Annotated in this window: 20 protein-coding genes; 8 read left to right on the forward strand and 12 right to left on the reverse strand. The window is 69.4% G+C overall.

What is annotated here, in order from left to right; translation table 11 throughout:
* Positions 1 to 94: 94 nt before the first annotated feature.
* The 6 genes from ACIQF0_RS12665 (at position 95) to ACIQF0_RS12690 (ending at position 7,933) form a co-directional block, all read left to right on the forward strand.
* On the forward strand, positions 95 to 1,432 hold the full coding sequence (locus ACIQF0_RS12665; RefSeq protein WP_401028385.1) for a glycoside hydrolase family 6 protein: 1,338 nt from the start codon (positions 95 to 97) through the stop codon (positions 1,430 to 1,432).
* 70 nt (positions 1,433 to 1,502) lie between these two features.
* Entirely contained in the window at positions 1,503 to 1,625 is a 123-nt protein-coding gene (locus tag ACIQF0_RS12670; protein WP_401028388.1) for a hypothetical protein, read from the forward strand.
* Entirely contained in the window at positions 1,607 to 2,653 is a 1,047-nt protein-coding gene (locus ACIQF0_RS12675; protein ID WP_401028391.1) for a LacI family DNA-binding transcriptional regulator, read from the forward strand. Before ACIQF0_RS12670 ends, ACIQF0_RS12675 begins: the two co-directional genes overlap by 19 nt.
* A 206-nt stretch (positions 2,654 to 2,859) precedes the next feature.
* The gene (locus tag ACIQF0_RS12680; protein ID WP_401028394.1) at positions 2,860 to 4,323 is read left to right on the forward strand and encodes a non-reducing end alpha-L-arabinofuranosidase family hydrolase; all 1,464 of its coding nucleotides are present in this window, start codon (positions 2,860 to 2,862) and stop codon (positions 4,321 to 4,323) included.
* A gap of 56 nt (positions 4,324 to 4,379) precedes the next feature.
* Entirely contained in the window at positions 4,380 to 6,008 is a 1,629-nt protein-coding gene (locus ACIQF0_RS12685; protein ID WP_401028396.1) for a glycoside hydrolase family 27 protein, read from the forward strand.
* On the forward strand, positions 6,005 to 7,933 hold the full coding sequence (locus ACIQF0_RS12690; RefSeq protein ID WP_401028399.1) for a family 43 glycosylhydrolase: 1,929 nt from the start codon (positions 6,005 to 6,007) through the stop codon (positions 7,931 to 7,933). The genes ACIQF0_RS12685 and ACIQF0_RS12690 overlap by 4 nt, the downstream gene beginning before the upstream one ends.
* Here the strand turns inward: ACIQF0_RS12690 and ACIQF0_RS12695 are convergent.
* A complete protein-coding gene (locus ACIQF0_RS12695) occupies positions 7,920 to 8,150 on the reverse strand; it encodes a sigma factor-like helix-turn-helix DNA-binding protein (RefSeq protein ID WP_401028402.1) in 231 nt (76 codons plus the stop codon). The two genes, ACIQF0_RS12690 and ACIQF0_RS12695, sit on opposite strands and share 14 nt — an antisense overlap.
* Before the next feature lie 12 nt (positions 8,151 to 8,162).
* Entirely contained in the window at positions 8,163 to 9,680 is a 1,518-nt protein-coding gene (locus tag ACIQF0_RS12700; protein ID WP_401028404.1) for an AMP-binding protein, read from the reverse strand.
* Positions 9,681 to 9,887: 207 nt separating this feature from the next.
* On the opposite strand from ACIQF0_RS12700, the gene ACIQF0_RS12705 reads away from it, so the two are divergent.
* A complete protein-coding gene (locus ACIQF0_RS12705; protein ID WP_401028407.1) occupies positions 9,888 to 10,220 on the forward strand; it encodes a hypothetical protein in 333 nt (110 codons plus the stop codon).
* A 1-nt stretch (position 10,221) separates the two neighbouring features.
* Here the strand turns inward: ACIQF0_RS12705 and ACIQF0_RS12710 are convergent, their stop codons facing one another.
* From ACIQF0_RS12710 to ACIQF0_RS12740, 7 genes are all read right to left on the reverse strand, one after another.
* On the reverse strand, positions 10,222 to 11,307 hold the full coding sequence (locus ACIQF0_RS12710; RefSeq protein WP_401028410.1) for an aldose epimerase family protein: 1,086 nt from the start codon (positions 11,305 to 11,307) through the stop codon (positions 10,222 to 10,224).
* A 13-nt stretch (positions 11,308 to 11,320) separates the two neighbouring features.
* Positions 11,321 to 14,356 (reverse strand): family 43 glycosylhydrolase, encoded by a 3,036-nt coding sequence (locus ACIQF0_RS12715; RefSeq protein ID WP_401028413.1) that lies wholly within the window; start codon positions 14,354 to 14,356, stop codon positions 11,321 to 11,323.
* Positions 14,357 to 14,432: 76 nt separating this feature from the next.
* Positions 14,433 to 15,647: a multiple monosaccharide ABC transporter permease gene (gene mmsB, locus ACIQF0_RS12720; protein ID WP_401028415.1), complete on the reverse strand. Its 1,215-nt coding sequence runs from the start codon at positions 15,645 to 15,647 to the stop codon at positions 14,433 to 14,435.
* Positions 15,647 to 17,149: a multiple monosaccharide ABC transporter ATP-binding protein gene (gene mmsA / locus ACIQF0_RS12725; protein ID WP_360036062.1), complete on the reverse strand. Its 1,503-nt coding sequence runs from the start codon at positions 17,147 to 17,149 to the stop codon at positions 15,647 to 15,649. Before mmsA ends, mmsB begins: the two co-directional genes overlap by 1 nt.
* A 27-nt stretch (positions 17,150 to 17,176) precedes the next feature.
* Complete coding sequence (gene chvE / locus ACIQF0_RS12730; RefSeq protein ID WP_093589882.1) at positions 17,177 to 18,262, reverse strand: multiple monosaccharide ABC transporter substrate-binding protein; 1,086 nt, start codon at positions 18,260 to 18,262, stop codon at positions 17,177 to 17,179.
* A 180-nt stretch (positions 18,263 to 18,442) separates the two neighbouring features.
* On the reverse strand, positions 18,443 to 21,007 hold the full coding sequence (locus ACIQF0_RS12735) for a glycoside hydrolase family 9 protein (protein ID WP_401028419.1): 2,565 nt from the start codon (positions 21,005 to 21,007) through the stop codon (positions 18,443 to 18,445).
* A 122-nt stretch (positions 21,008 to 21,129) separates the two neighbouring features.
* The gene (locus ACIQF0_RS12740; RefSeq protein WP_401028422.1) at positions 21,130 to 21,729 is read right to left on the reverse strand and encodes a TetR/AcrR family transcriptional regulator; all 600 of its coding nucleotides are present in this window, start codon (positions 21,727 to 21,729) and stop codon (positions 21,130 to 21,132) included.
* Between the two features lie 87 nt (positions 21,730 to 21,816).
* Between ACIQF0_RS12740 and ACIQF0_RS12745 the strand changes: the two genes are divergently transcribed.
* Positions 21,817 to 22,374 carry an NADPH-dependent FMN reductase gene (locus tag ACIQF0_RS12745; protein ID WP_360035362.1) on the forward strand — a complete coding sequence of 186 codons (558 nt, stop codon included), beginning with the start codon at positions 21,817 to 21,819 and terminating at the stop codon, positions 22,372 to 22,374.
* A gap of 3 nt (positions 22,375 to 22,377) precedes the next feature.
* Here the strand turns inward: ACIQF0_RS12745 and ACIQF0_RS12750 are convergent, their stop codons facing one another.
* From ACIQF0_RS12750 to ACIQF0_RS12760, 3 genes are all read right to left on the reverse strand, one after another.
* Positions 22,378 to 22,710 carry a hypothetical protein gene (locus ACIQF0_RS12750; protein WP_401028425.1) on the reverse strand — a complete coding sequence of 111 codons (333 nt, stop codon included), beginning with the start codon at positions 22,708 to 22,710 and terminating at the stop codon, positions 22,378 to 22,380.
* 79 nt (positions 22,711 to 22,789) lie between these two features.
* The gene (locus tag ACIQF0_RS12755) at positions 22,790 to 23,812 is read right to left on the reverse strand and encodes a LacI family DNA-binding transcriptional regulator (RefSeq protein ID WP_401028428.1); all 1,023 of its coding nucleotides are present in this window, start codon (positions 23,810 to 23,812) and stop codon (positions 22,790 to 22,792) included.
* The gene (locus ACIQF0_RS12760) at positions 23,809 to 25,185 is read right to left on the reverse strand and encodes a GH1 family beta-glucosidase (RefSeq protein WP_401028431.1); all 1,377 of its coding nucleotides are present in this window, start codon (positions 25,183 to 25,185) and stop codon (positions 23,809 to 23,811) included. Before ACIQF0_RS12760 ends, ACIQF0_RS12755 begins: the two co-directional genes overlap by 4 nt.
* Between the last annotated feature and the right edge of the window lies 1 nt (position 25,186).

The raw sequence follows: 25,186 nt of genomic DNA on the forward strand, positions 1-25,186 counted from the left end.
TCCGGCTCGCGCCGGTGCTTCCCCGTCGACCCGTGCCGCCCCGCCGGGTTCGTCTGATCCGCGAATGTCGACCAGCACTCGGAGAGGAAGCACGATGGCACGGTGGAAGCGGGGAACGGGCGCGTGCGTGCTCGCGGGCGCGGTCGTCACCGGGGTCACCGCCCTGGTCGTCGGCACCGGCGCGAACGTCAGCGCCGCCGAGTCGGCGTTCTACGTCGACCCGTCGAGCTCGAGCGCGCGGTGGGTGGCCGCGAATCCCGGCGACTCGCGGGCGCCGGTCATCCGCGACCGCGTCGCCTCGGTTCCCCAGGCCCGGTGGTACACCACCACCAACACCTCGACGGTGCGTTCGGAGATCAGCTCCTTCGTCGGTGCCGCGGCCTCCGCCGGGAAGATCCCGATCCTGGTGGTCTACAACATCCCCAACCGCGACTGCGGGGGTGCCAGCGGTGGCGGGGCGCCCTCGCACGAGGCCTACCGGGCCTGGGTGGACGAGGTGGCCGCGGGCCTGGCCGGCCGTCCGGCGACGATCGTGCTGGAACCGGACGTGCTGCCGTTGATGACCACCTGCCAGAACACCGACCAGCAGAACCAGACCAAGGCGTCGATGGCCTACGCGGGCAAGAGGCTGAAGTCCGGTTCCGGCCAGGCGAAGGTGTACTTCGACATCGGGCACTCCGCGTGGCTGGCCCCGGCGGAGGCCGCGAACCGGTTGCGCGGCGCGGACATCTCCAACAGCGCCGACGGCATCTCGACCAACGTGTCGAACTACCGCGCCACGTCCGACGAGGTGAACTTCGCGAAGAACGTCCTCAACGCCGTCGGGGACAGCCGTCTCAAGGCGGTCGTGGACACCAGCCGCAACGGCAACGGTCCCGCCGGCAGCGAGTGGTGCGACCCGGCCGGCCGCGCGATCGGCACGCCCAGCACGACGAACACGGGTGACTCGAAGATCGAGGCGTTCCTGTGGGTCAAGCTGCCGGGCGAGTCGGACGGCTGCATCGCGCCGGCCGGTCAGTTCGTGCCGCAGCGGGCCTACGACCTCGCGATGGCGGCGGGGCCGATCACGACGACCACGACCACCACCACGACGACCACCACCACGACGACGGGCGGCAATCCGGGCGGTGGGTGCAAGGCGACCCATCGCGTGGTCAGCCAGTGGAACGGCGGCTACACCGGCGAGATCGTGATCGAGAACCGCGGACCGGCGATCAACGGCTGGACCTTCACGTTCTCGGCACCCGGCGTGTCCGTCACCCAGGGCTGGAACGGCACCTGGACCGACACGGGCGACGTGGTCCGGGTGGCGAACGTGGCGTGGAACGGCTCACTGGCGTCCGGCGCCACGCTGAGCATCGGGTTCAACGCGAACTACAACGGCACTCCGCCGTTCGCGTCGCCGGTGCTGAACGGCGTCGCCTGTTCCTGAGGCGAGGAAAGCGGGTCCCGTCACCGCATCGCCGTGACGGGACCCGGCGTCGTGCGCGGCGGAGTCCTGTGTGGACGCACGACTGCCACCGGTCCGGGTGAAGCGGGTGGCCACGACCATCTCGCGGCACTTCGGCCGTGACGTGGCGTGGCCCGTAGGGGAGGCGGAGCCGCGGTGGGACGAACGCGCGTGACCCTGGCCGACGTCGCGGCGGCGAGCGGGGTGTCGGTCACGACCGCGTCGCTCGTGCTGACCGGCCGGGCGCGGGAACTGCGCATCTCCGAGGCGGCCGAGCGGCGCGTGCGTTCCACGGCCCGGGAACTGGGCTATCGGCGTGGCGCCCTCGTGCCGAGACCCCGTCCGGGACGCTCGCGGACGATCGGGTTCGTGCTCGACACCCTCGCCTCGTCCGCGCCGGCCGGCGACGTGGTCAGGGGCGCGCTCGAGGCGGCGCACCGGCGTGGGTCGGTGCTGTTCGTGGGGGAGACCCGGGGTGACCCGGTGGAGGAACGGGCGTTGTTCGAGGCGATGTGCGACCGGCGTGCCGACGGCATCGTCCTCGCCGCCACGCACCCGAGGCCGGTCGCCCTGCCGGACGGTCTGCGCGACGTGCCGGTGGTGCTGCTCAACGCCACCGCGTCCCGTCCCGGTGTTCCGTCGGTGATGTCCGACGAGAGGCAGGGCGGCCGTTCGGCGGCACGTGTACTGGTCGAGGCCGGGCACGTGCGCGGCGTGCACCTGATCGGCGTGGGTCCCTGCGACGACCCACCCGGCGGCGTCGCGGCCGTGGAGCGCCTCGCGGGGATGCGCGAGGTGTTCGAGGCCGCGGGCGTGCAGGTCGCCGGCGCGCATCGCTGTCCGGAGTGGACTCCGCAGGAGGGCTACGACGCGACCCGGCGGCTGCTGGGGGCTCATCGGCCTCGCGCGTTGGTGTGCTTCGACGACCGCCTGGCGTTCGGGGCCTGCCAGGCGCTCGCCGAAGCCGGGCTCTCCGTGCCCGGCGAAGTCTCCGTGCTCGGGTTCGGCGACCACCCCGTCGCCTCGTGGATGCGGCCCAGGCTGACCACCGTCGCCGTGCCGCACCACGAGCTCGGCGCAGAGGCGGTCAGGATCCTGGTGGAGATCGTGGAACGGCGGCCTCGCGGTGTTCGGGCTCCGCTGGTCCACCGGGTGCCGATGCCGCTGCGCGACGGCGGCTCAGTGGCACCGCCGCGACGCTGAGGCCCGGTTGTTCGCGTTAACAGCCGGATTGGCCCAGATGGCGCTTCTGGCGGATCTGGATCAGGATCCGCTAAAAGTTAGCGCTCACATTTAGCTTTGACCCTGCGGGACGGGGTCTTCTACATTGCTGGGAGCAGCCCCTGTCGCTGATCTCCCGCGCCAGTGCGTGATCCTGCTGCCGCTCCCTCCGACGACGAAGGGTGATCATGGTCTTCGCACGATCGTTCACATCCCTGCGTGCCCGGCTCGCGGCCGCCGCCGCGGTACCGCTGATCGCCGTGACCGCACTCGCCGCGGTGACGGTGCCTCCCGCCGCGGCCGCGCCGGGCTGTTCGGTGACGTACTCGGCACCATCCCAGTGGGACGGTGGGTTCACGGCGAACGTCAGCGTCACCAACCTCGGTGACGCGATCAACGGCTGGACGCTCACCTGGAGCTTCGCCGCGGGCCAGCAGGTGAAGCAGGCCTGGAGCGCCGAGGCGACCCAGTCGGGGAGCCAGGTGACCGCGCGCAACGTCTCCTACAACGCGACGATCCCCACCGGCGGCCGGGTCGAGTTCGGCTTCAACGGCTCCTCCTCGGGAACCACCAACCCGAACCCCACGGCGTTCACGCTCAACGGCACCCTGTGCACCGGCGACGTCGGACCCACGACGACGACCACGACCACCACCACGACCACCACGACGACCGGCAACCCGCCGGTGGGCAGTCTGCCGTCGAGCTTCCGCTGGAACTCCAGCGGAGTGCTGATCAGCCCGAAGCCGGACGCCACGCACGCGAACGTCGCGGTCAAGGACCCGAGTGTCGTGTACTACAACGGCAAGTACCACGTCTTCGCGTCCACGTACACCGACGGCTACAACCTGATGTACACCAGTTTCAGCGACTGGTCCCAGGCGTCGGCGGCACCGCACTACTACCTCGACCGTTCGGGTGTCGGCACCGGTTACCGGGCCGCGCCGCAGGTGTTCTACTTCGCGCCGCAACGCCTCTGGTACCTCGTCTACCAGACCGGCTCGAACGCCTCGTACTCCACGACGTCCGACATCTCCAACCCAGCGTCCTGGTCCACGCCGAAGAACTTCTACGCCAACGGGATGCCGCAGATCATCCGCGACAACATCGGCAACGGCTACTGGGTCGACTTCTGGATGGTGTGCGACACCGCGAAGTGCTACCTGTTCTCCTCCGACGACAACGGCCACCTCTACCGGTCGGAGACCAGCCTCGCGCAGTTCCCCAACGGTTTCACCAACACGGTGATCGCCATGCAGGACAGCAACCGCAACCGGTTGTTCGAGGCGTCCAACGTCTACAAGATCGCCGGGAAGAACCAGTGGCTGCTGGTGCACGAGGCGATCGGGTCCGACGGCCGCCGCTGGTTCCGCTCGTGGACCGCGTCCTCCATCGCCGGTGCGTGGACCGCCCTGGCCGACAGCGAGTCGAACCCGTTCGCCCGCGCGAACAACGTGACGTTCCCGGGTGGACAGTGGACCCGCGACATCAGCCACGGCGAGATGGTGCGCACGAACGTCGACCAGACGATGGAGATCAGTCCCTGCAAGCTCAGTTACCTCTACCAGGGCCTGGATCCCAACGCCGGCGGTGACTACAACCGGCTGCCCTGGCGGCTCGGCCTGCTGACGCAGACCAACTCGACCTGCTGATCCTCGAGGCGCCGCCGGACACCCGGCGGCGCCTTCCCTGCCAGAGAGGGGCGACGATGCCCGTCCGGTCCAGGAAACTCACGCACCTCGCCGCCGTGCTGGCGGTGGCGTTGGCGACCCTCACCGTCCACGCCCCCAACGCACCCGCGGCGCCCGGCAGCCCGGCCCTGACCCCGCCACTGGGCTGGAACAGCTGGAACAGCTTCGGCTGCGGCATCACCGAGGGCCAGGTCCGCCAGGCCGCCGACGCGATGGTGTCCTCGGGCATGCGCGACGCCGGCTACCAGTACGTCGTCGTGGACGACTGCTGGTTCGACCCTCAGCGAGACTCGGGCGGCACCCTGCGCGCACACCCGTCGAAGTTCCCGAGCGGGATGAAGGCGCTGGGCGACTACATCCACGCGCGCGGCCTGAAGTTCGGCATCTACCAGGTGCCGAACGAACGCACCTGCGCGCAGACCACCGGGGCACACCCCGGTTCGACGGGCAGCAAGGGCCACGAGGTCCAGGACGCGACCACGTTCGCCTCGTGGGGCGTGGACTACCTGAAGTACGACTGGTGCTCGGGCGCCGGGAGCAGGGACGAGCAGGTCGCGCGGTTCACGATCATGCGGGACGCCCTGCGCGCCACCGGCCGGCCGATCGTCTACAGCATCAACCCCAACAGCTTCCACGCGATCACCGGCGACAGGTACGACTGGAGCGAGGTCGCCGACCTGTGGCGCACCACCGAGGATCTGCTGGACATCTGGCAGAACGGCAACACCAACAGCTACCCCATGGGCGTGGGCAACGTCGTCGACATCACCGCCCCGCTCGCCATGCAGGCCGGTCCCGGCCACTGGAACGACCCGGACATGCTGGTCGTCGGACGCCCCGGCCTCACGCTCACCGAGTCGCGGTCGCACTTCACGCTGTGGGCGCTGATGGCGGCGCCGCTCATGGCGGGCAACGACATCCGCACCATGTCCGCCGACGTCAGCGCGGTCCTGCGCAACCAGCGCCTGATCGCCGTGAACCAGGACAGTCTCGGCGCGGGCGGGCGCCGGGTGCGCGACGACGGCGCCACCGAGGTGTTCGCCAAACCGCTCGCGGACGGCTCGGTCGCCGTCGGCCTGTTCAACCGGGGCAGCGGCACCGCGACAGTCGCCACCACGGCCGCCCAGATCGGCCTGTCCGGCAACGGCTTCACGCTGACCGACCTCTGGACCGGCGGCACGTCGGGCGCGATCTCCGCCACCGTGGCGGCGCACGGCGTCACCGCGTTCCGGGTGACCGGCGGCAGCCCGCTGGCGAACACCACCTCCCGGCTGCGCGGCGCCGGGTCGAACCGCTGCCTCGACGTCGAGAACGGTTCTACGGCGGCCGGGGCCGCGGTCGTGATCCAGGACTGCCTCACCCCCGCCTCCCAGCGGTGGACCTCCTGGACGAACGGCGAGGTCCGCGTGTTCGGTGACAAGTGCCTCGACGCGTACGACCAAGGCACCGCCAACGGCACGAGGGTCATCGTCTGGCAGTGCAACGGCCAGGCGAACCAGCGCTGGACGCTGGGCTCCGACGGGACGCTGCGCAACACGAACGCCGGTCTGTGCCTCGACGTCGAACGGGCCGCGACCGCCAACGGCTCGAAGCTGGTGCTGTGGACCTGCAACGGCCAGACCAACCAGAGGTGGTCGCGATCATGAGGTGGGCTCCCAGCGCGGCGGCCGTGTCCGCCCTCACGCTGATGGCCGCGGGACTCGCCGCCGGCACGACCGCACAGGCCGCTCCCGGCTGTTCGGTCACCTACACCAGGACCTCCGAGTGGCAGGGCGGCTTCGGCGCGTCCGTGTCCGTCACGAACACCGGTGACGCGATCACCGGCTGGACGCTCGAGTGGGCGTACGCCTCCGGCCAGCAGGTCGGGCAGCACTGGAACGCGGTGATCACGCAGAGCGGCGGCGAGGTCAGCGCGCGCAACGCCTCCTACAACGGATCCGTGCCCACCGGCGGCAAGGTGGAGTTCGGGTTCAACGCCACGTCCGGCTCCGCCAACCCCGACCCGGTGTCGTTCCGCCTCAACGGAACCACCTGCAACGGCGGCGCGGAACCGACCACCACCACGTCGGCACCCCGGCCGTCGTCGTTCAACAACCCGGTGCTGTGGCAGGACTTCGCGGACATCGACATCATCCGCGTGGGCGACGCTTACTACTACTCGGCGTCGACCATGCACTACTCGCCGGGAGCGCCCATCCTGCGTTCCTACGACCTGGTGAACTGGGAGTTCGCCGGACACTCCGTGCCACGCCTGGACTTCGGCTCCAAGTACGACCTGAACGGCAGCAGGGGGTACGTGCGGGGGATCTGGGCCTCGTTCCTCAACCACCGCAAGAGCAACAACACCTTCTACTGGGGCGGGTGCGTCGACTTCGCCCAGACCCACATCTACACCGCCACGGCCGTGGACGGTCAGTGGTCGAAGCTGTCCACGATCAACAAGTGCTACTACGACGCGGGAATGCTGGTCGACGACAACGACACGATGTACGTCGCGTACGGCAACACCACGATCAGCGTCGCGCAGCTGTCGGCGGACGGGAAGTCGGAAGTGCGTTCGCAGCAGGTGTTCCAGACACCGTCCAGCATCGGCACCTTGGAAGGCGCGCGGTTCTACAAGCGCGACGGCAACTACTACATCTGGCTGACCAGGCCCGCGAACGGCCAGTACGTGCTCAAGTCGTCGAGCCCGTTCGGCCCGTACACCGTCCAGCAGGTGCTGCTGAACATGCCCACGCCGATCCAGGGCGGGGGAGTGCCGCACCAGGGCGGCATGGTGCAGACGCAGAACGGCGACTGGTACTACCTGGCCTTCGTGGACGCCTACCCCGGCGGCCGCGTGCCGGTGCTCGCGCCGATCACCTGGACCTCCGACGGCTGGCCGCGCATCACCACCGTCAACGGCGGCTGGGGCGCGAACTACCCGATGCCGAACCTGCCGTCGCGTCAGGTCGAACCCATGACCGGGGTGGACGTCTTCGGCGGCACCGCGCTCAAGCCGCGGTGGGAGTGGAACCACAACCCGGACCCCACGAAGTACAGCGTCGGCAACGGGTTGCGGCTGTCCACCGCGACCGTCACCAACGACCTGTACAACGCCCGAAACACCCTCACCCACCGAATACAGGGCCCGACCTCCACGGCCACCGTCACCCTCGACCTCGCGTCGATGCGCGACGGCGACCGCACCGGACTGGCCATGCTGCGCGACTCCTCGGCGTGGATCGGGATCAAGCGCGACAGCGGCCGCACCCGCGTGGTCATGGTCAACGGCCTCACCATGGACAGCAACTGGAACACCACCGGCACCGGCTCCGAGGTCGCGAGCGCGAATCTCACCGGCACCCGGATCTGGTTGCGCGCCAACGCCGACATCCGTCCCGGCAGCGGACGGCAGGCCCGGTTCTCCTACAGCACGGACGGCGTGAACTTCGCGTCACTGGGCAGCGGCTTCACGCTGAAGAACGACTGGCAGTTCTTCATGGGTTACCGGTTCGGCATCTTCAACCACGCCACGCTGGCGCTGGGCGGCGCGGTCACCGTCCAGCGCTTCGAACTCACGACTCCATGACCCCGTTCTCCTGCAACGCGAGCCTCAACGCGCGCAGGCCGTGGAGCAACCGCGTCTTCACGGTGTCCTGCGGCAGATCCAGCGCGTCGGCGAGCGCGGCCACGGACTCACCGCGGTAGAAGGCCCGCACGATCACCACCCGGTGTTCGGGTTCCAACGCGGACAGCGCGTCGGCGACCAGCGAGTCGCCGGCGCGCTGTCCGCCGAAGGCGTCCATGGAGGCTCGCACCTAGGAGCGGAAAGCCGGAGAGAGTCCGTCCAACCGGGACAGCAGCGCGCGCCGGTCGACCCTGCCGCGCTCGGTGGTCGGCAGCGCGTCGACCGGAACGATCAGCGTGGGCACGCAGTAGTGCGGCAGCCGCTGGGAGACGGTGCGCCTCGCCACCTCCGGCGCCGCGGTGCGGGGACTGATGAACCCGACGAGCCTGCCGTCGTGCACCAGGGTCGTGGCGCGCTCGCAGTCCGCCGCGCCCTCCAGCGCCGCGGTGACGGTGTCCAGCTCGAACCGGTACCCGAGCACCTCGACCTGGTCGCCGGTGCGGCCGTGGTGCTCCAGTTCGCCGTCGGCCGTCCACCTGCCGAGGTCGCGCGTCCAGAACATCAGGTGATCTCCGCCGAGGAACGGATCGGGGCGGTACCGCAGCGCTGTCAGGTCGAGATCGCCCACGTAGCCGGCGGTCACGCCCGTTCCGCCCACCCACATCTCGCCGATGGCGCCGATCGGGCACGGCCGCAGGTCGTCGTCGAGCACGTACACGGTCGTGTTCGGCACAGGCCGCCCGATGGTGAGTCGTCCGGTGCCGGCTTCGTGGCGCTGCATGGTGTTGACGACGGTGACCTCGGCAGGGCCGCAAGCGTTGTAGAAGGTCACTCGGCGGGACCACGTGTCCGCCAGCGCCTGCGGGCACCGTTCACCGGCGACCACGACCGTGTGGATCCGTTGACACGCATCAGGGTCCAATGACACCAGCACACCGGGGGTGGCGATCACCACGTCCACCGACCGCGCCGTCCGTTCGGCGTCGTCGCCGCGGAGAACGAGCGTGCCGCCGTTCGCGAGCGTGCCGAGCACCTCCCACATCGCCAGGTCGCAGGCGATGTTCTGCAGCTGCGCCACCCTGGTCCCCGGTGCGACGGCCAGTGATCCGGGAGCGGTGAGCAGGAGGTTGCACAGGTTGGCGTGGGTCACGCGCACACCGCTCGTGCCGGTGAAGACGACGGCGGCGACGTCCGAGTCGGCGGTGATCGTGCGGCAGAAGGTGCTCACGCCGGGCAGGGTGTCGATCGCGATGACCGAGGCGAGGTGGCCGGGCACCGCGTCCGCGCTCGTGGTGAGCACCACGTCGATGCGCGCGGCGCGGACGACGTGCCGCAGATGAGCCTCCGGCGTGGTGCTCACGTCCTGAGGCACGTAGGCCGCTCCTGCTTTGAGCACCGCGAGAACGCCCACCACCATGGAGATCGATCGCGTCAGGAACAGTCCCACGTGGTCGCCGGGGCGCACGCCACCGCGGATCAGGTACTCGGCCAGCAGCCCGGCTCTGGCGTCGAGCTCCGCGTAGGTCAGCGACTCGCCGAGGTGTTCCACCGCCGTCGCGTCCGGACGCCGCGCGGCGTGCGTCTCGAAGGCGTGGTGGACGTGGTCGAACGGCGGGGTGCGGATCGGTCCGGCACCGAACGTCCGGAACAGCGCGCGGTCGGCCGCGGACAGCTCCCGAAGGGCGGATTCCTGGAACTCGGCTGCCATGGCAGGCCCTTCCCTTGAGCGGTGTGCCGTCACGTGAACGACAGTGACCCCTCGGAAGTTCTCGCGTTGTCGATTCAGCAGTCGAATCGATTAAGTCCTTGTGTCCCAGCGCCTTGCACGGCCTGCTGTCGCCTGGCCGTCACCCATGCGGCTGATCATCGGCCTCTGCGTTTGTCATAGTCGTCTGCGCATATGAGCATCTGTCCTATGACGACTGTCGAGCACGCTCCCGCCGAGCTGCACCGCCACACCCACGGTCCCGGCTGCGGTCACGACGCCCTCGTGCACCGCGACCACGTCGACTACCTGCACGACGGGCACCTGCACCGCGAACACGTGACGGATCGCGGCGTGCACTACGACGAGTGCGACAAGTGCAGGTGCGCGCACTGCGCGGACTCGTGCGCGCAGTGCGACTGCTCGGAATGCGACTGCCCGACCTGCAACCACGCCCAGTGCGCGTGCGACAGCTGCACTGACTCGTGTGCCAACTGCACGTGTGCTGAATGCAGCTGCCCCACGTGCTCACACGCGGCGTAGCTCAGTCCGTGGTGGACAGTTGGAAGACCGTCTCCTGGTGGTAGACGTCGCCGGGCCGCAGCACCGTGCTGGGGAAGTCCTGGCGGTTCGGCGAGTCCGGGAAGTGCTGTGCCTCCAGGGCGAAGCCGGCGCCGCGGCCGTACGGGCGGCCGCCGGTGCCGACCAGGTCGTCGGTCAGGAAGTTGCCCGAGTAGAACTGCAGGCCCGGCTCGCTGGTCCACAGGGTCAGCAGCCGCCCGGACACCGGATCGCAGGCCTGCGCGGCGAACGAGGCACCGGACGAGTCCAGCACCCAGTTGTGGTCGTAGCCTCCCGCGATCCGCAGCTGCGGGTGGGCCGCGCGGATGCGGGCGCCGATCGCGGTCGGCAGCCGGAAGTCGAACGGGCTCGCCTCGACCGGCACGGGACCTCCCACGGGGATCAGGGCCTCGTCGACGGCGCAGAACCGGCTCGCGTTGAGCATCAGCGACTGGCGGTGCACGTCGCCGCTGCCTTCCCCGGCCAGGTTCCAGTAGGTGTGGTTGGTCATGTTGAGAACGGTGGGCGCGTCCGTCGTCGCGCGGTAGGTGATGCTCAGGCGGTTGTGCCGGTCGAGCCGGTACGTCACCTGCGCGTCGACGGCGCCGGGGAAGCCGCCGTCCCCGTGCGGGCTCATCAGTTCGAGCCGCACGCCCACGCTGTCCGACTCGTGCAGTTCGGTCGCGGACCACACCCGCGTGTCGAAGCCGGCCGGTCCGCCGTGCAGGGTGTTCGGGCCGTTGTTGAGCGGAAGCTGGTGCTGGACGTCGTCGAGGGTGAAGGCGCCGCGCGCGATCCGGTTGGCGTACCGGCCGATCACGGCGCCGAAGAACACCCTGGTCGCGTCGGCCCGGCTGTTCGCGACGTAGTCGTCGAGCGAGCCGAAGCCGAGCACCACGTTGGCGGGAACGCCGTGGCGGTCCGGTGCCTCCAGTGACTGGATCACCCCGCCGTAGTCCAGCACCCGCACGGTGAGGCCACCCGGCCACGCCAGGACGTACCGGTGGACGTCGGTGTCACCGACCCGGCCGAACTGCTCCCGGCGTAGCTCGGGTTCCCGCTGCGACATCGAACTCCTCGGGTCAGTTGATCAGGGCCCGGCAGTGCTGCGGCCGGATCCGTTGTGGTGCGACGCTCTCCAGGGTCGGCGTGACCGGGACGATGGAGCCGTCGCGGCCGAACCTCATCCTGTCGATCGTGGTCTCGCGGTGCGTGCCGTCCCCGCCGGGGATGGCGAAGCGGTGGTACACGAGGTACCAGTCGTCGGTGCCCGGCACCTGCAGCATCGAGCTGTGCCCGGTGCCCTTGACCCCGAGCTTCAGGTCCTTGCCCAGGATCAGGCCGCGGTTCGTGAACGGGCCGGTGGGGCTGGGCGCGGTCGCGTAGGCGACGCGGTAGTCCTCGCTGCGGGTGTCGTCGATCGACCAGCTCAGGTAGTACGTACCCTTCCGCTCCACCATGAACAGGCCCTCCCGGAAGTCCGTCAGCCCGGTGAGCCGGGAGATCTTGGCCGAGTCATAGGAGATCATGTCACTGTTCAGCGGTACGACGTAGGCCTCGCCGTTTCCCCAGTACAGATAGGGCTGTCCGGAGCGGTCGATGAAGACGGCCGGGTCGATGGCCTGGCCGCCACCGGTAGGGTTGCGCGCGATCAGCGGCTGACCGGAGTCGACGAACGGGCCGGTCGGGGAGTCGCTCACCGCGACGCCGATCTTGGCCTCGGCGCAGAAGTAGAAGTAGTACTTCCCGTCGCGTTCGGCGATCGTCGGCGCCCAGGCGTTGCGGTCCGCCCAGCTGACCCCGGGACCGAGGTCGAGGATGACGCCCTCGTCCGTCCAGTCGACCAGGTTCTTCGACGACCACGCGGAGAACTTCGTGCCGCTCCAGCCGTCGAAGCCGTCCGTGGTCGCGTAGATGTAGTAGGTGTCGCCGAACGCGACGATGTTCGGATCGGCGTTCAGGCCGGGCAGCACGGGGCTGCGCATCTCGTGCGCCTCGACCGTCCACACGCGACTCTCCCGGCCCAGCCTCACGGTGAACTGCCGTGGTGAGCGCAGATCGACCGGGCCGCTGGGAGTGATCGAGGCGCCCGGAGCGAGGCCGAAGTCGAGCTGGATCCGGCGCAGGTCGGTGCCCGGCCGCACGGGCAGCACCACGCTGCCCGGTTCGATGACCGCGGGTGCTTTGAGCGAGTTGTGCGCGACTGACCGGATCAGCGTCGCGTTGAACGGCAGCGCGGCCACCTCGGTGCTCGCGAGCGCCCGGTTGTAGAGGCGGACGTCCTTCATCCTGCCGAGGAACGTCCTGTCGGCCGCGTACACGGATCTGCCCAGGTAGTTGGCCGCCGTGATGCCACCGCCGAGGTCGGACGGCCTGATGGTGACGGCGGTGTTCCGCGCGACTTCGACGCCGTCGAGGTAGAGCACCTCCACGCCGTTGCCGACGGTCAGCGTCACGTTCTTCCAGACCCCGCGCGGCAGTGCGCGACCGGAGTTCACGCCCTGCTCCGTCGTCCAGTTGCCGGTCGCGATCGCGCCGCGATAGCCGTCGCCGGTGCTGAACAGGTAGCCGTTGCCGACGCCGTTCGGCGCGGTGTTGCCGAACCCGTAGAGGAAGTACGGCGTCTGCTGGGCCGGATCCACCAGCACGTCCGCGGAGATCGTGGCGGCCGGAGCGCCCGTCAGCATGTTGTTCGGCAGCTGGACGTGTCCGCCCTTGAGCGACAGGGATCCCTCGGACCAGGTGGCGTCGCCGGCGAGCACGCCGTCGTAGCCGTGCCCGGTGGCGTCGGCGGCGGAACCGCTGAGCGGCCAGTGCGCGACGAGGCCCTGCGCGTCGGCCTTCACGGGAGCCGGGGGAGCGGTGAGCCTGGTCAGCTCGGCCTGCGTCACCGGGAGCACCGTGCCGTGGCGCGGAGAGGTGGGCAGGCGGGCGCCCGTGGACATGGTCCACTTGCCGGAGGCCAGGTCGGTGGTCTCGAACGGCACGTAGCCGCGGCCGCCGTACTCGTCGATGAACAGGTACCACTTGTTCTCGGTGTTGGACTTGAACCCGGTCGGGCCCTCACCGGCGCTCAGCCCCGGACTGGTCGAGGTGGCCTTGCCGATGCACTCGGCGACGAAGTCGTACCGCGGGTTCAGCAGGTCCGCCGACTTCTCCGCGGTGATGTACTTGCTGCACGGCGAGGACGACGAGTTGTTCCGTTCGTCCTTGGTGTACCGGTAGTAGGTGCCGTTGTGCTCGATGACCGTCGAGTCGATCACCGAGTAACCGGGGTCGATCCACACCTTCGCCGGACTGAACGTCACGAAGTCGCGCGTGGTCGCGTACATCATCCGGTTGTAGCTGTCGCCGGTGTGGCCAGGATCGGTCTCCGCGTAGAGCTTCGAGGCCCAGTAGACGACGTAGCTGCCGCGCTGGGCGTCCCAGAACGCCTCCGGTGCCCAGGTGTTGCCCGCGGTCGGCGGCGAGACCTGGACGCTGCGCTGGCGCGACCAGTTCCGGAGATCCGTCGACTCCCAGACCATGATCGACCGGCTGCCGCTGCGTTGCGCCGCGTCCCAGCCCCGTCCGCCGTTGATCTTCAGATCCGTTGCCAGCAGGTAGAACTTGTCGCCGTCGGGGGAGCGCAGGATGAACGGGTCGCGCACGCCCAGTTCGCCGAGACTGGACTTCAGCACCGGCTGGCCGCCGTTGACCTCGGAGAAGTCCAGCGGGTTGTTCCCGTTGCTGGCGGCGGCGTAGATCTGCTCGCCGATCGGGCTGCCTTCACCCGTGAAGTAGAAGAAGCTGTAGCCCGCCAGCGGTTCCTTGACGGGCAGCGGCGTGACGGTGGCGGTGAGCGCGCGGGTGGCGCTTTGCTGCCCACGGCTCACCTTCGCCGTCAGCACGACCTTGGTGGGTTTGCCGCCCGCAGGAGGGCGGCTCACCTCACCGGTCGCGGTGATCACCTTGGCGTTGGACGACTTCCACGTGATGGTCGTGTCGTTCTCGCCGGTCGCGGGGAGGGTGAGATTCCCGCGGACATCGTCGAGGTTCGGGACGTCCAGCGCGTTCGCCGCTGTCCGCACGAGCGGTTCGGCGGCGGCCGGGGTGATGGGGACCAGGGCAGCCGACATGGCCACCACGAGGCCGAAACGGCGCAGGGATAACAACATCGTTGTTGTTCGCCTTCCGGGGTGGAGAGAGGGGATTTCAGGCGCGGCGCTTGGTCCACACGTCGTAGGCGACCGCCGCGAGCAGGACGAGACCCTTCACGAGCATCACGCGTTCACTGGGCGCGCCGATCAGCGACATGCCGTTGTTGATCACGCCCATGATCAGGCCGCCGGTGATGGCGCCGACGACCTTGCCGACGCCGCCCTGCACCGCCGCACCGCCGATGAAGGCGGCCGCGATGGCGTCCAGCTCGAACGACATGCCCGCCGTCGGGCCCGCCTGGTTGAGCCGACCGGCGAAGATCACGCCGGCCAGCGCGGCCAGCGCGCCCATGTTCACGAACACCCAGAACGTGACGGCCTTGACCTTCACGCCGGACAGCGTGGCGGCCTGCAGGTTGCCGCCGATCGAGTAGATGTGCCGTCCGAACACGGAGTTTCCGGCCATCAGCGAGTAGCCGAGCGCGAGCGCCGCGAGCAGCACCAGCACCCACGGCAGGTTGCGGAACCGGGCGAGCTGCACCACGACGGCCATCACGACGACACCGACGCCGACGATCTTGAGGATGAACACCGGCATCGGCTCGACGACCTGGCCGTAGCCGAGCCGGGCCGCGCGCTTGCGCCACTGCGACAACGCGAACCCGGCCACGAACGTCAGGCCGGCGAGCAGGCTCACCAGGTCGGCGCCGCCGAGCGGGCCGAGAGCGACGTTGCCGAGGTAGCCGCCCGTGAAGCCGTTCGCCAGCGAGCGGATCTCGTCCGGGAACGGCCCGATGCCCTGGTTGCCCAGCGTCGTCAGCGTGAGCGCGCGGAACACCAGCATGCCCGCCAGCGTGACGATGAACGCCGGGATGCCGAAGTACGCGATCCAGTAGCCCTGCGCGGCGCCGATCAACGCGCCCGAGAGCAGCGTCAGCAGCACCGCCACCGGCCACGGCAGTCCCCATTGGACGGTCAGCACCGCACAGATCGCCCCGGTCAGCGCCACGGTCGAGCCGACCGACAGGTCGATGTGCCCGCCGATGATCACCAGGATCATGCCGATCGCGAGGATCAGCACGTAGGAGTTCTGCACGATGATGTTCGAGATGTTCTGCGGTTGCAGCAGGGCGCCGTCGGTCAGCACCGCGAACAGGACGACGATCAACGCGAACGCGACGTAGATGCCCGACTGCCGCGGGTTGATCGAGAACCGCCGGGGCTGGGCCGGAGGGGCGGCGGCGGGAGCGGGCGCGATCTTCGTGGTCATCAGCTCTGTCCTCGCGTCATGTACTGCATCAAGCGTTCCTGCGTCGCCTCTGCACGGGTGACCTCGCCGGTGATGCGGCCCTCCGACAGCGCGTACACGCGGTCGCACAGGCCGAGGAGCTCCGGCAGCTCCGAGGAGATCACCAGCACCGCGCGGCCCTGGGCGGCGAGCTCGTTGATGATCGAGTAGATCTCGTACTTCGCGCCGACGTCGATGCCGCGCGTCGGTTCGTCGAGGATCAGCACGTCCGGGTCGGTGAACATCCACTTCGCCAGCACGACCTTCTGCTGGTTGCCGCCGGAGAGCGTGCCGGTCACCGTCGACACGGCGGACGTCCTGATGCCCATCGACTTCCGGAACCGTTCCGCGACGGTGTACTCCTCGTTCTCGTTCACCCACCCGCGGTTCGCGAGCTTGCCCAGCGCCGCCGCGGAGACGTTGCGCTGCACGCCCTCGATCAGGTTGAGCCCGTACTTCTTGCGGTCCTCGCTCACGTACGCGAGGCCGTGCCGGATCGCGCCGCGCACGGTGCGCGTGTCGATCTCCTGGCCGTCCTTGACCACGCGCCCGGAGATGCCGACGCCGTACGAACGGCCGAAGACGCTCATCGCGAGTTCGGTGCGGCCCGCGCCCATCAGGCCCGCGAGACCGACGATCTCCCCGCGCCGCAACGACAACGTGGCGTTGTCGACGACCACCCGGTCCGGCTGGGCGGGACTGTGCACCGTCCAGTCCTCGATGCGCAGCACCTCCTCGCCGATGTCGGGCGTGCGCGGCGGGAACCGGTGCTCGAGGTCGCGGCCGACCATGCCGGAGATGATGCGTTCCTCGCTGAGTCCCTTGGCGGGCAACGTCTCGATGGTCTTCCCGTCGCGCAGCACCGTGACGGTGTCGGCGATCCTGGTGACCTCGCCCAGCTTGTGGGAGATGATCACCGAGGTGATGCCCTCGTCCCGCAGGCCTTCGAGCAGGTCCAGCAGGTGCTGGGAGTCGTCGTCGTTCAACGCGGCCGTCGGCTCGTCCAGGATCAGGAGGCTGACCTCCTTGGACAGCGCCTTCGCGATCTCGACGAGCTGCTGCTTGCCGACGCCGAGGTCGTTCACCGGGGCCGTCGGGTTCGCCCGCAGTCCGACGCGGTCGAGCAGCGCCTGGGCCTCGTGGTTGGTGCGGTTCCAGTCGATGAACCCGCGCCGGGACCTCTCGTTGCCCAGGAACAGGTTCTCCGCAACGGAGAGCTGGCCGCACAGCGCCAGCTCCTGGTGGATGATCACGATGCCGCGGCGCTCGCTGTCGCGAATGCCGTCGAACGCGCACGGCTCGCCCTCGAAGAGGATGTCGCCGTCGTACGTGCCGTGCGGGTGGACCCCGGACAGCACCTTCATCAGCGTGGACTTGCCCGCGCCGTTCTCTCCGCAGATCGCATGGATCTCACCGCGCCGCACGGTCAACGAGACCTCGTGCAGCGCGGTGACACCCGCGAACCTCTTGGTGATGCCGCGCATCACCAGGATGTCGTCGGACACGTCGAGTTACCTGAGCTGGTCGGCGGTGTAGTAACCGGAGTCGATCAGCTCTTTCTGGTAGTTCGCCTTGTCCACGGGGACGGGCTGGAGCAGGAACGACGGCACGACCTTGTTGCCGTTGTCGTAGTCCTTGGTGTTGTTGACCTCGGGCTTGCCGCCCTTGAGCACCGCGTCGGCCATCTTCACCGTGACGTCGGCGAGCAGGCGGGTGTCCTTGTGGATCGTGGAGTACTGCTCACCGGCGATGATCGACTTCACCGAGGCGACCTCGGCGTCCTGACCGGTGACGATCGGGTAGGCCTGGCCTGCCGAGCCGTAGCCGCCGCTGCGCAGCGCGGAGAGGATGCCGATCGAGATGCCGTCGTAGGGGGACAGGACGCCGTCGACCTTGGCACCGCCGTAGGTCGAGGTGAGCAGGTCCTCCATGCGCTTCTGCGCGGTGGCGGGGTCCCAGCGCAGGATCGCGACGGTCTTGAAGTCCTTCTGGCCCGACTTCACCACGAGCTTGCCCTGGTCGACGAGCGGCTGGAGCACGGACATGGCGCCGTTGAAGAAGAACGTGGCGTTGTTGTCGTCCGGTGAGCCGGCGAACAGCTCGACGTTGAACGGGCCCTCGCCCTTGGTCTTCAGACCGGCCAGCAGCGAGTTGGCCTGCTCCACGCCGACCTTGAAGTTGTCGAAAGTGGCGTAGTAGTCGACGTTCGGGCTCTTGCGGATCAGCCGGTCGTAGGCGATCACCGGGATCTTCGCGTCGGCGGCCTGCTGCAGCTGCGAGGTGATCGCGGTGCCGTCGATCGAGGCGACGATCAGGAGCTTGGCGCCCTTGGTGATCTGGTTCTCGATCTGGTTGGCCTGGGTGGGGATGTCGTTCTCCGCGTACTGGAGGTCGACCTTGTACCCCTTGCCCTCCAGGGCCTTCTTGATGTTGTCGCCGTCGTGGATCCAGCGTTCGGACGACCGCGTCGGCATGGTGACGCCCACCAGCGCACCCTCGCTGGAGCTCGTCTGCTGGTCGACCGTCTTCTGCGCCGAACCACAGGCGGCGAGGGTGACGGCGAGTGCGGTGGTGGCCGCGATCCTGGCAAGCCTCATTGCTTCTCCTCGATGTCACCGACAGGCAACAGTGCTGTAGGCGGCGAGTGTTATCGCTAACAACATGCCCGTCAAGTTTCATCTGGATAACAGCAGGTAGTTCCTGTTAGCGCTCACAGACGTCGTAAACGCCGAGCGCCCGCTGCCACCGAGGTGACAGCGGGCGCATCCCTGGTTCGGTCAGGCCTTCTTGCAGGTCTTCCCGTTGATGGTGAAGGCGGCCGGGTCGGCTCCGGAGCCGGAGCCGTTGAATCCGATGTGGATGGTCTGGCCCGGCTGGACCTGCCCGTTCCACGGCATGCTGGCCGCCGTCACGTCACGCCCGGTCTGGCTCCACGTCGCCGACCACCCGGCGGTGACCTTCTGGGTGCCGGGGAACGCGAACCCGAGCTTCCACGACGTCCACGCGGCGGTGCCGGTGTTGGTGATCTTCACCTGTGCGGACAGGCCGTCGGGCCACCGGCCGGCGGTGAAGCCGACCTCGCAGTCCGGCTTCGGCGTGGTGGTCCCGGACTTCTCCGCCGCCCAGCCCGACACCCAGGCGAGCGCGGAGTTCCAGTTCACCGCGACCTCGTTCACCGAGTACGCGCCGATGTCGTCCACCCAGCACTTCTGCTGCGGGCAGCCGACGAGCAACCGCTGCGCCACCGGGTCCTGCAGCGCGCTGTTCGGGCCGCCGGACAACGAGCCGGGCGGCGCGATCGGCAGCGTCGGGTCGTTCTGGTTCGCCCAGAACCGGTGGTGGGCGTTGCGCATCGCCTGGTCGCCGTAGCCCGCCACGTACGAGGTGCTCAGCGGGTTGCGGCCGAGCACGTAGTGCAGCGCCTCGAACACGCCGTCGCGGTACTTGGCGGCACCGGTGAAGTCGTGGGCGAGTGCGAGCACCTGGGCGTTGTTCAGCACCGACGAGTTCGAACCCCAGACGTACCCGGCCGTGCTGTTGTCGTACGGCGCGGCGTAGCCCATCCCCGCCATGGCGGTCAGGTGCTGGTCCGCGACGGTCGCGAACGCGGCCTTGATCGCCGAGACGTCCGCGGCGGGCAGTCCGCTGGGTGCCAGGGCGAGCGTGATGTCACCCAGCGGGGCCGTGCCGCCCCAGTGGAAGCCGGCCCTGCTCAGGCTCGCCGCCTTGTAGTGCGGCGAGGTGGTCACGTCGGTCCGGTAGGCGCTGTCGCCAGTGGTCGCGTACAACTCCGAAGCCGCCCAGTAGAACTCGTCGCTCACGGTGTCGTCGCTGTACGCGCCACCGCCGGTGCCGTCGTTAGGGTCGGCGAGCTTGGCGGGATTCGCCTTGGCGGCCGTGTAAGCCTTGCGCGCCGCCGTGAGCAAAGTGGCCGAGTACGTGGCGTCGATGCCCTTCCACAGCCGGGACGCCTGCGCGGCGACCGCGGCCAGGTTCAGCGTCGCGGCGGTGCTGGTCGCGGACAGCCGGCGCGGCTGGTCGTCCAGTTCGGGCCGGGTCGGCAGGGCCGTCCAGTTCGCGTCGTGGATCTTGTGGTGCGCCATGCCGTCCGGTGCCTGCATCTTCAGCAGGAAGTCGACCTCCCAGCGCGCCTCGTCGAGCAGGTCCGGCACGCCGTTGGTCTTCTCCGGGATGGCGAGCGTGCCGTCGCGGAACGCGGACGCGTCACCGACGCGGGTGGCCCGCTCGTAGGAGTTGAGCAACTGCCAGGCCGCGATGCCGCCGTTGACCACGTACTTGCCGTGGTCGCCCGCGTCGTACCAGCCGCCGCGCACGTCGAGCGTGTAACCGCACGCGAGGTCGGCGCGGCACGGCACGTTGTTGTCGCCCTGGTTGGGCGCGACGTTGACGTGACCGGCGGGGCGGGAGTACTCGTCACCGACGTACTGCGCCTCGATCGGAGTGCCGCTGCGCTGGTGGTAGAAGAACGCGAGCGAGTCGTAGCGCAGCCGCTTGATCGGGTCGGCCGAGATGTCGAACGGGAAGCTGCTGTCCTCGCCCACGGACAGCGTGTAGCCGGTGCCGGCCGTGTCGAACGACGAGAAGTCGATCTGGTGCACCGAGTCGCCGGACGTGGCGTCCGCGCCCTTCGGCGTGCTCTGGCCGGTGGCGACGGCCGTGCCCGCGGAGTTCTTGAGCGTCCACGTCTGTGGCGTCGTGGCCGTGGAGACGAGGGTGGCGCGCTTGGGCAGACCCGGCACGTACCCCACCAGGTCGACCTGGACCTTCTTGGCAGGGTTGGGATTGACGCCACCGGGCGGCTTCACGCCGCCGACCAGAGAGACGTTGTCCACGCAGATCGTGTTGTCCGCCGCCTGACCGCCCAGCTGGAACGCGACCTGGCCGTTGCCCGCGTCGGGGAAGTCCAAAGTGGACGTGAAACTGAACGAGAAGTGTTGCTTCTCGGGGGAGAGTGTGAACTGCTGGCTCGCGATCCCGCGGTACGGGCTGACGCTCTCGCCCGCGGCGGCCGTGACGGGCTGCGCGATCGTGGCGTGGGCGTCGAACGAGAACGTGTAGGACTGGCCGGTCTCGAAGGGAACGCCGTTCTGGCCGATCAGCGCGTCCCACGGGTTCGTCGTGCCACCGGTGACCGCCGCGCACAACTCGCCGCCGGTGACCCGGTTGGTCACCCCGGCGCCGCTCCACCACGGATCGGGGGAGCCGCTGTCGAACGTTCCGTTGAGCACGCGCTCGTAGTCCGCCGCGGCGGCGGGTGCCGCGAGCGGGAACGCGGCGAGCGCCACGAGCAGGGTCGTGGCGAGCAGGCGTGGGGATCTCATGAGCGTGAGGTTCTCCGTCCACGTTGACGAATGTCTGGGAGCGCTCCCAGAGCGACCGTAGGGCGAGTCGGCAGACGGCGGCAAGCCCTCTGCGGCATTCGACGGACGATTCGACGCGGAGGTCAGCCCAGGAGTCGGTCGAGGAGGCCGTGCCACCCGGCTTCGAGCCGCTCGGGTGACATGCCGTGGTCACGCACGAGGTGGTCGGCCAGGACGACGTCGATCGAGGCGAGCAGGGTGTGGGCGAGCAGTTCGACGTCGGCGCCGGGGAGGAGTTCGCGCAGCAGCACGACCAGGTGCCGGTGGCGCAGCTGGTCGGCCGGGACCGCGAAGCGGCGGTCCGGCGGTGGTTCGGCCGCCAGGTAGAGGTCGCGGTGCTCGCGCTCGTGGCGCAGCAGGGCCGGGCCGAACGCCCTGAGCCGCGTGGCGGCGTCGGCGCCCGGTCCGAGCGGTGGAGGGCCGCTCAGGAACGCCTCCTGGAACCGGATCTCGGACTGGTCCAGCAACGCCCGCAGCAGTCCGTTGCGGTCGCCGAAGCGCCGCGACACCGTGCCCTTGCCGACGCCCGCTGCTGAGGCCACGGTCTCCATCGTGATCGCCGCGGCGCCTCGTTCGGTCGCGATGCGCGTCGCGACTTCGAGCAGCAGGGCACGGTTGCGCACGGCGTCCGCGCGCAGGTTCGTCCCCGGCCCGGTCAGCGGGACGGATGTGCCGTCGATCACCTCCGAAGCCTAGACGGAAGATAAACGGGACGCGTCCCGTTTAGGGTGGTAGTCGTTCAACCACACCGTGTACTCAGGAGTCGCGCCATGACCGTCCGCATCCTCACGCTCGTCGGCAGCCTTCGCGCGGGCTCGCACAACCGCAGGCTCGCCGAGGCCGCGGTCCAGATCGCGCCGGAGCACGTCGAGATCGGCGTGTTCGACGGCCTGGGGACCGTTCCGTTCTACAACGAGGACATCGACGCCGAGGGCACCGTGCCCGCCGCCGCGGCCGAGCTGCGGGAGGCCGCCGCGCAGGCTGACGCGCTGCTGCTGGTGTCGCCCGAGTACAACGGCACCATTCCGGCCGTGCTGAAGAACGCCATCGACTGGCTGTCGCGTCCGTACGGCGCCGGCGCCCTGTCCGGCAAGCCCGTCGCCGTCGTCGGCACCGCGTTCGGCCAGTACGGCGGCGTGTGGGCGCAGGACGAGGCGCGCAAGGCCGTCAAGATCGCCGGTGGCGTACCCGCCGAGGACCTGACCCTGTCGATCCCCAGCTCCGTGATCCGCTTCGCCGAGCTGCACCCGGTCGACGACCCGGAGGTCACCGAGAAGCTGGCCGCGGTCATCGAGGGCCTGGCCGGTCGCACGGCCGCGACCGTCTGACGCTCAGCGCATCGTGACGGCGCGCCACTCCTTCGCGTCGTCGTGGGGACCGGTGCCCGGACGGTTGTCCTGGTACCAGTCCTCGATGCGGCGCCGCCCCGCGTCGGTGATGTGGTAGCCGAGGTGGTCACCGACGGGTGCCGTGATCAGCTCGGCCTCCAGCGCCTGCCTGATCGCGTCCCGGCGGCACATGCTCTGCAGCAGCCACGGCCACACCATTCCCTGCGCGGTCATCCACAGCACGCGCAGGATCGCGGTTTCCGGCAGTTCCGGATCGTCCGGTGACTCGTCGAAGAATCGGCCCGCCTGCATCCGCAACCCCCGCCCGTCTCTCACTGGTACGTCGTAATACGGCCTGGTGGGGGCACTGGTTCAGGATTCCGGGCGATTACTTCCGGGATGAATGCAAGCGTGATCAGGCGCTCGCCCGGCGCACCAGCGACGTGGGCAGCAGCATGGACTGAGGCAGCTTCTCCTCACCGGCCAGCTCGGCCAGCAGCCGCCAGGTCATGGTCCGGCCGAACCCCTCCACGTCCTGTCGCACGGTGGTGAGCGGCGGCACGGCCGTCGCGGCGAGCACGGAGTCGTCGAACCCCACCACCGCGACGTCGTCCGGGATCCGGTAGCCGCGCGCCTGGAGCACCCGCAACGCGCCCAGCGCCATGATGTCCGCCGCCACGAAGACGGCGTCGAGATCAGGTGCTCTGAGCAGCAGCTCCTCCATCGCGAGCGCACCGCTCTCGGGCGTGAAGTCGCTGCTGTGCGCCACGAGTTCCACCGGCATGCCGTGTTCGGCGAGCCCGCACCGCCAGCCGCTCAGGCGATCCATGCCGACCGCCATGTCGTGCGGCCCCGCGATCGTGGCGATCTTCTCGCGGCCCAGGGAGATGAGGAACCGCACGGCTCCCAGCGCGCCGTTGAAGTTGTCGGCGTCGACGAACGGGACGGAGCCGCCCGCGAGCGGACGGCCGCCCACCACGATGGGCAGCCCCGTCTCGTGCAACGTCCTGGGCAGCGGGTCGTCGCCGTGCAGGCTCACCACGAGGGCGCCGTCGACGTGCCCACCGGTGAGGTACGCGACCTGGTCCTCGCCGTCGTGCGGCCGGTTCATCATCAGCAGGAGCTGCACGTGCCGCCCCGCGAGCTCGGCGTGCACCCCGCGCAGCATCTGGGCGAAGAACGGGTCGGCGAGCACCCGGCTGCCCTGCTCGGAGATCACCAGCGCGATCGCGTTCGCCCTGCTGCCGGCCAGGGTGCGCGCGGCGTGGCTCGGGCTGTACCCGAGCAGCGCGATCGCGCGGTGCACCGCCTGGCGCGACCGCTCGCTCACGTACTTCTCGCCGTTGATCACCCTGGAGACGGTGGACTTCGACACCCCGGCCACGCGCGCGACCTCCTCGATGCGCGGGCCGGGGCGGCGACTCCTGCCTTCCGTCATGAGACGGCGACCAGCGCGTTGTCGCGCGCCACCCTGCTGTACCACCTCGCACTCATCTTCGGCGTGCGAATCTGGGTGTCGTAGTCGACGTGGACGATGCCGAACCGCTTCGCGTATCCCTCTGCCCACTCGAAGTTGTCCAGCAGCGACCAGCAGAAGTAGCCGCGCAGGTCGACGCCCGCCTCGATGGCCGCGTGGGCGGCCCGAAGGTGGGAGGCGATGAAACCGGTGCGGTCCACGTCGTCGATCGCGCCGGTACCCGAGAAGTCGTCGCGGAACGCGGCGCCGTTCTCGGTGATGTACAACGGAAGCCGCGGGTAGTCCTGGTGCACCCGCATCAGCACGGCGGTGAGCCCGTCCGGCCTGACCTCCCAGCCCATGTCGGTCATCGGGGCGTCCCGCGGCGGGAACGACGCGTGTTGCACACCGACCCACGGCGACGGACCGGTCTCCCCGTTGGGCGTGGAGCTGACGTAGTGCTCGGTGTAGTAGTTGACGCCGAGCATGTCCATCGGACCCGAGATGACGCCGAGGTCGCCGTCCTTGACGTGCTCGCTGAACCCGAACGGTTCGAGGTCCGCGACGATGTCGGCCGGGTACTCACCGCGCAGCAACGGGTCCAGGAAGATCCGCTGCTGCAGCCCGTCGAGCCGGCGCGCGACGTCGAGGTCCGCCGGGTTGCCGGGATCCACGGGGATGATCGGGTACATGTTGAGCGTGATGCCCACCTTGGCGTCCGGCTGGGCGGCGCGGATGGTGTCGGCCGCGAGCCCGTGCGCGAGCAGCAGGTGGTGCACCGCGGCGACCGCCGCCGCGGGCTCGGTGCGACCGGGTGCGTGGATTCCGCCCGCGTAGCCGAGGAAGGCCGAGCACCACGGCTCGTTCATCGTCGTCCAGGTGCCGACGCGGTCACCGAGCGCCTCGACGGTGGCGGCCGCGTAGTCGGCGAACCGGAACGCGGTGTCGCGGTTCGCCCAGCCGCCGGTCTCCTCCAGCTTCTGCGGGAGGTCCCAGTGGTACAGCGTGGGCCACGGCGCGATGTCGTGCGCCAGCAGCGAGTCGATCAACCGCTTGTAGAAGTCGAGCCCCGCCTGGTTGACCTTCCCGCCGTCCGGCCGCACCCGCGGCCAGGCGATCGAGAACCGGTACGCCTTGAGTCCGAGGTCCGCCATCATGGCGACGTCCTGCTCGAACCGCCGGTAGTGGTCGGCGGCGGGTTCACCGCAGTCGCCGCCCACGACCTTGCCGGGCTGCCGGCAGAACTCGTCCCAGATGGAGTCGGTGCGGCCGTCCACGTCGGTCGCACCTTCCACCTGGAACGCCGCGGTCGCGGCACCCCACAGAAAACCCTGTGGGAAAAGAATGTTCTCCATT

It is taken from the genome of Lentzea sp. NPDC092896, assembly GCF_044754905.1.
Lineage (GTDB): Bacteria > Actinomycetota > Actinomycetes > Mycobacteriales > Pseudonocardiaceae > Lentzea.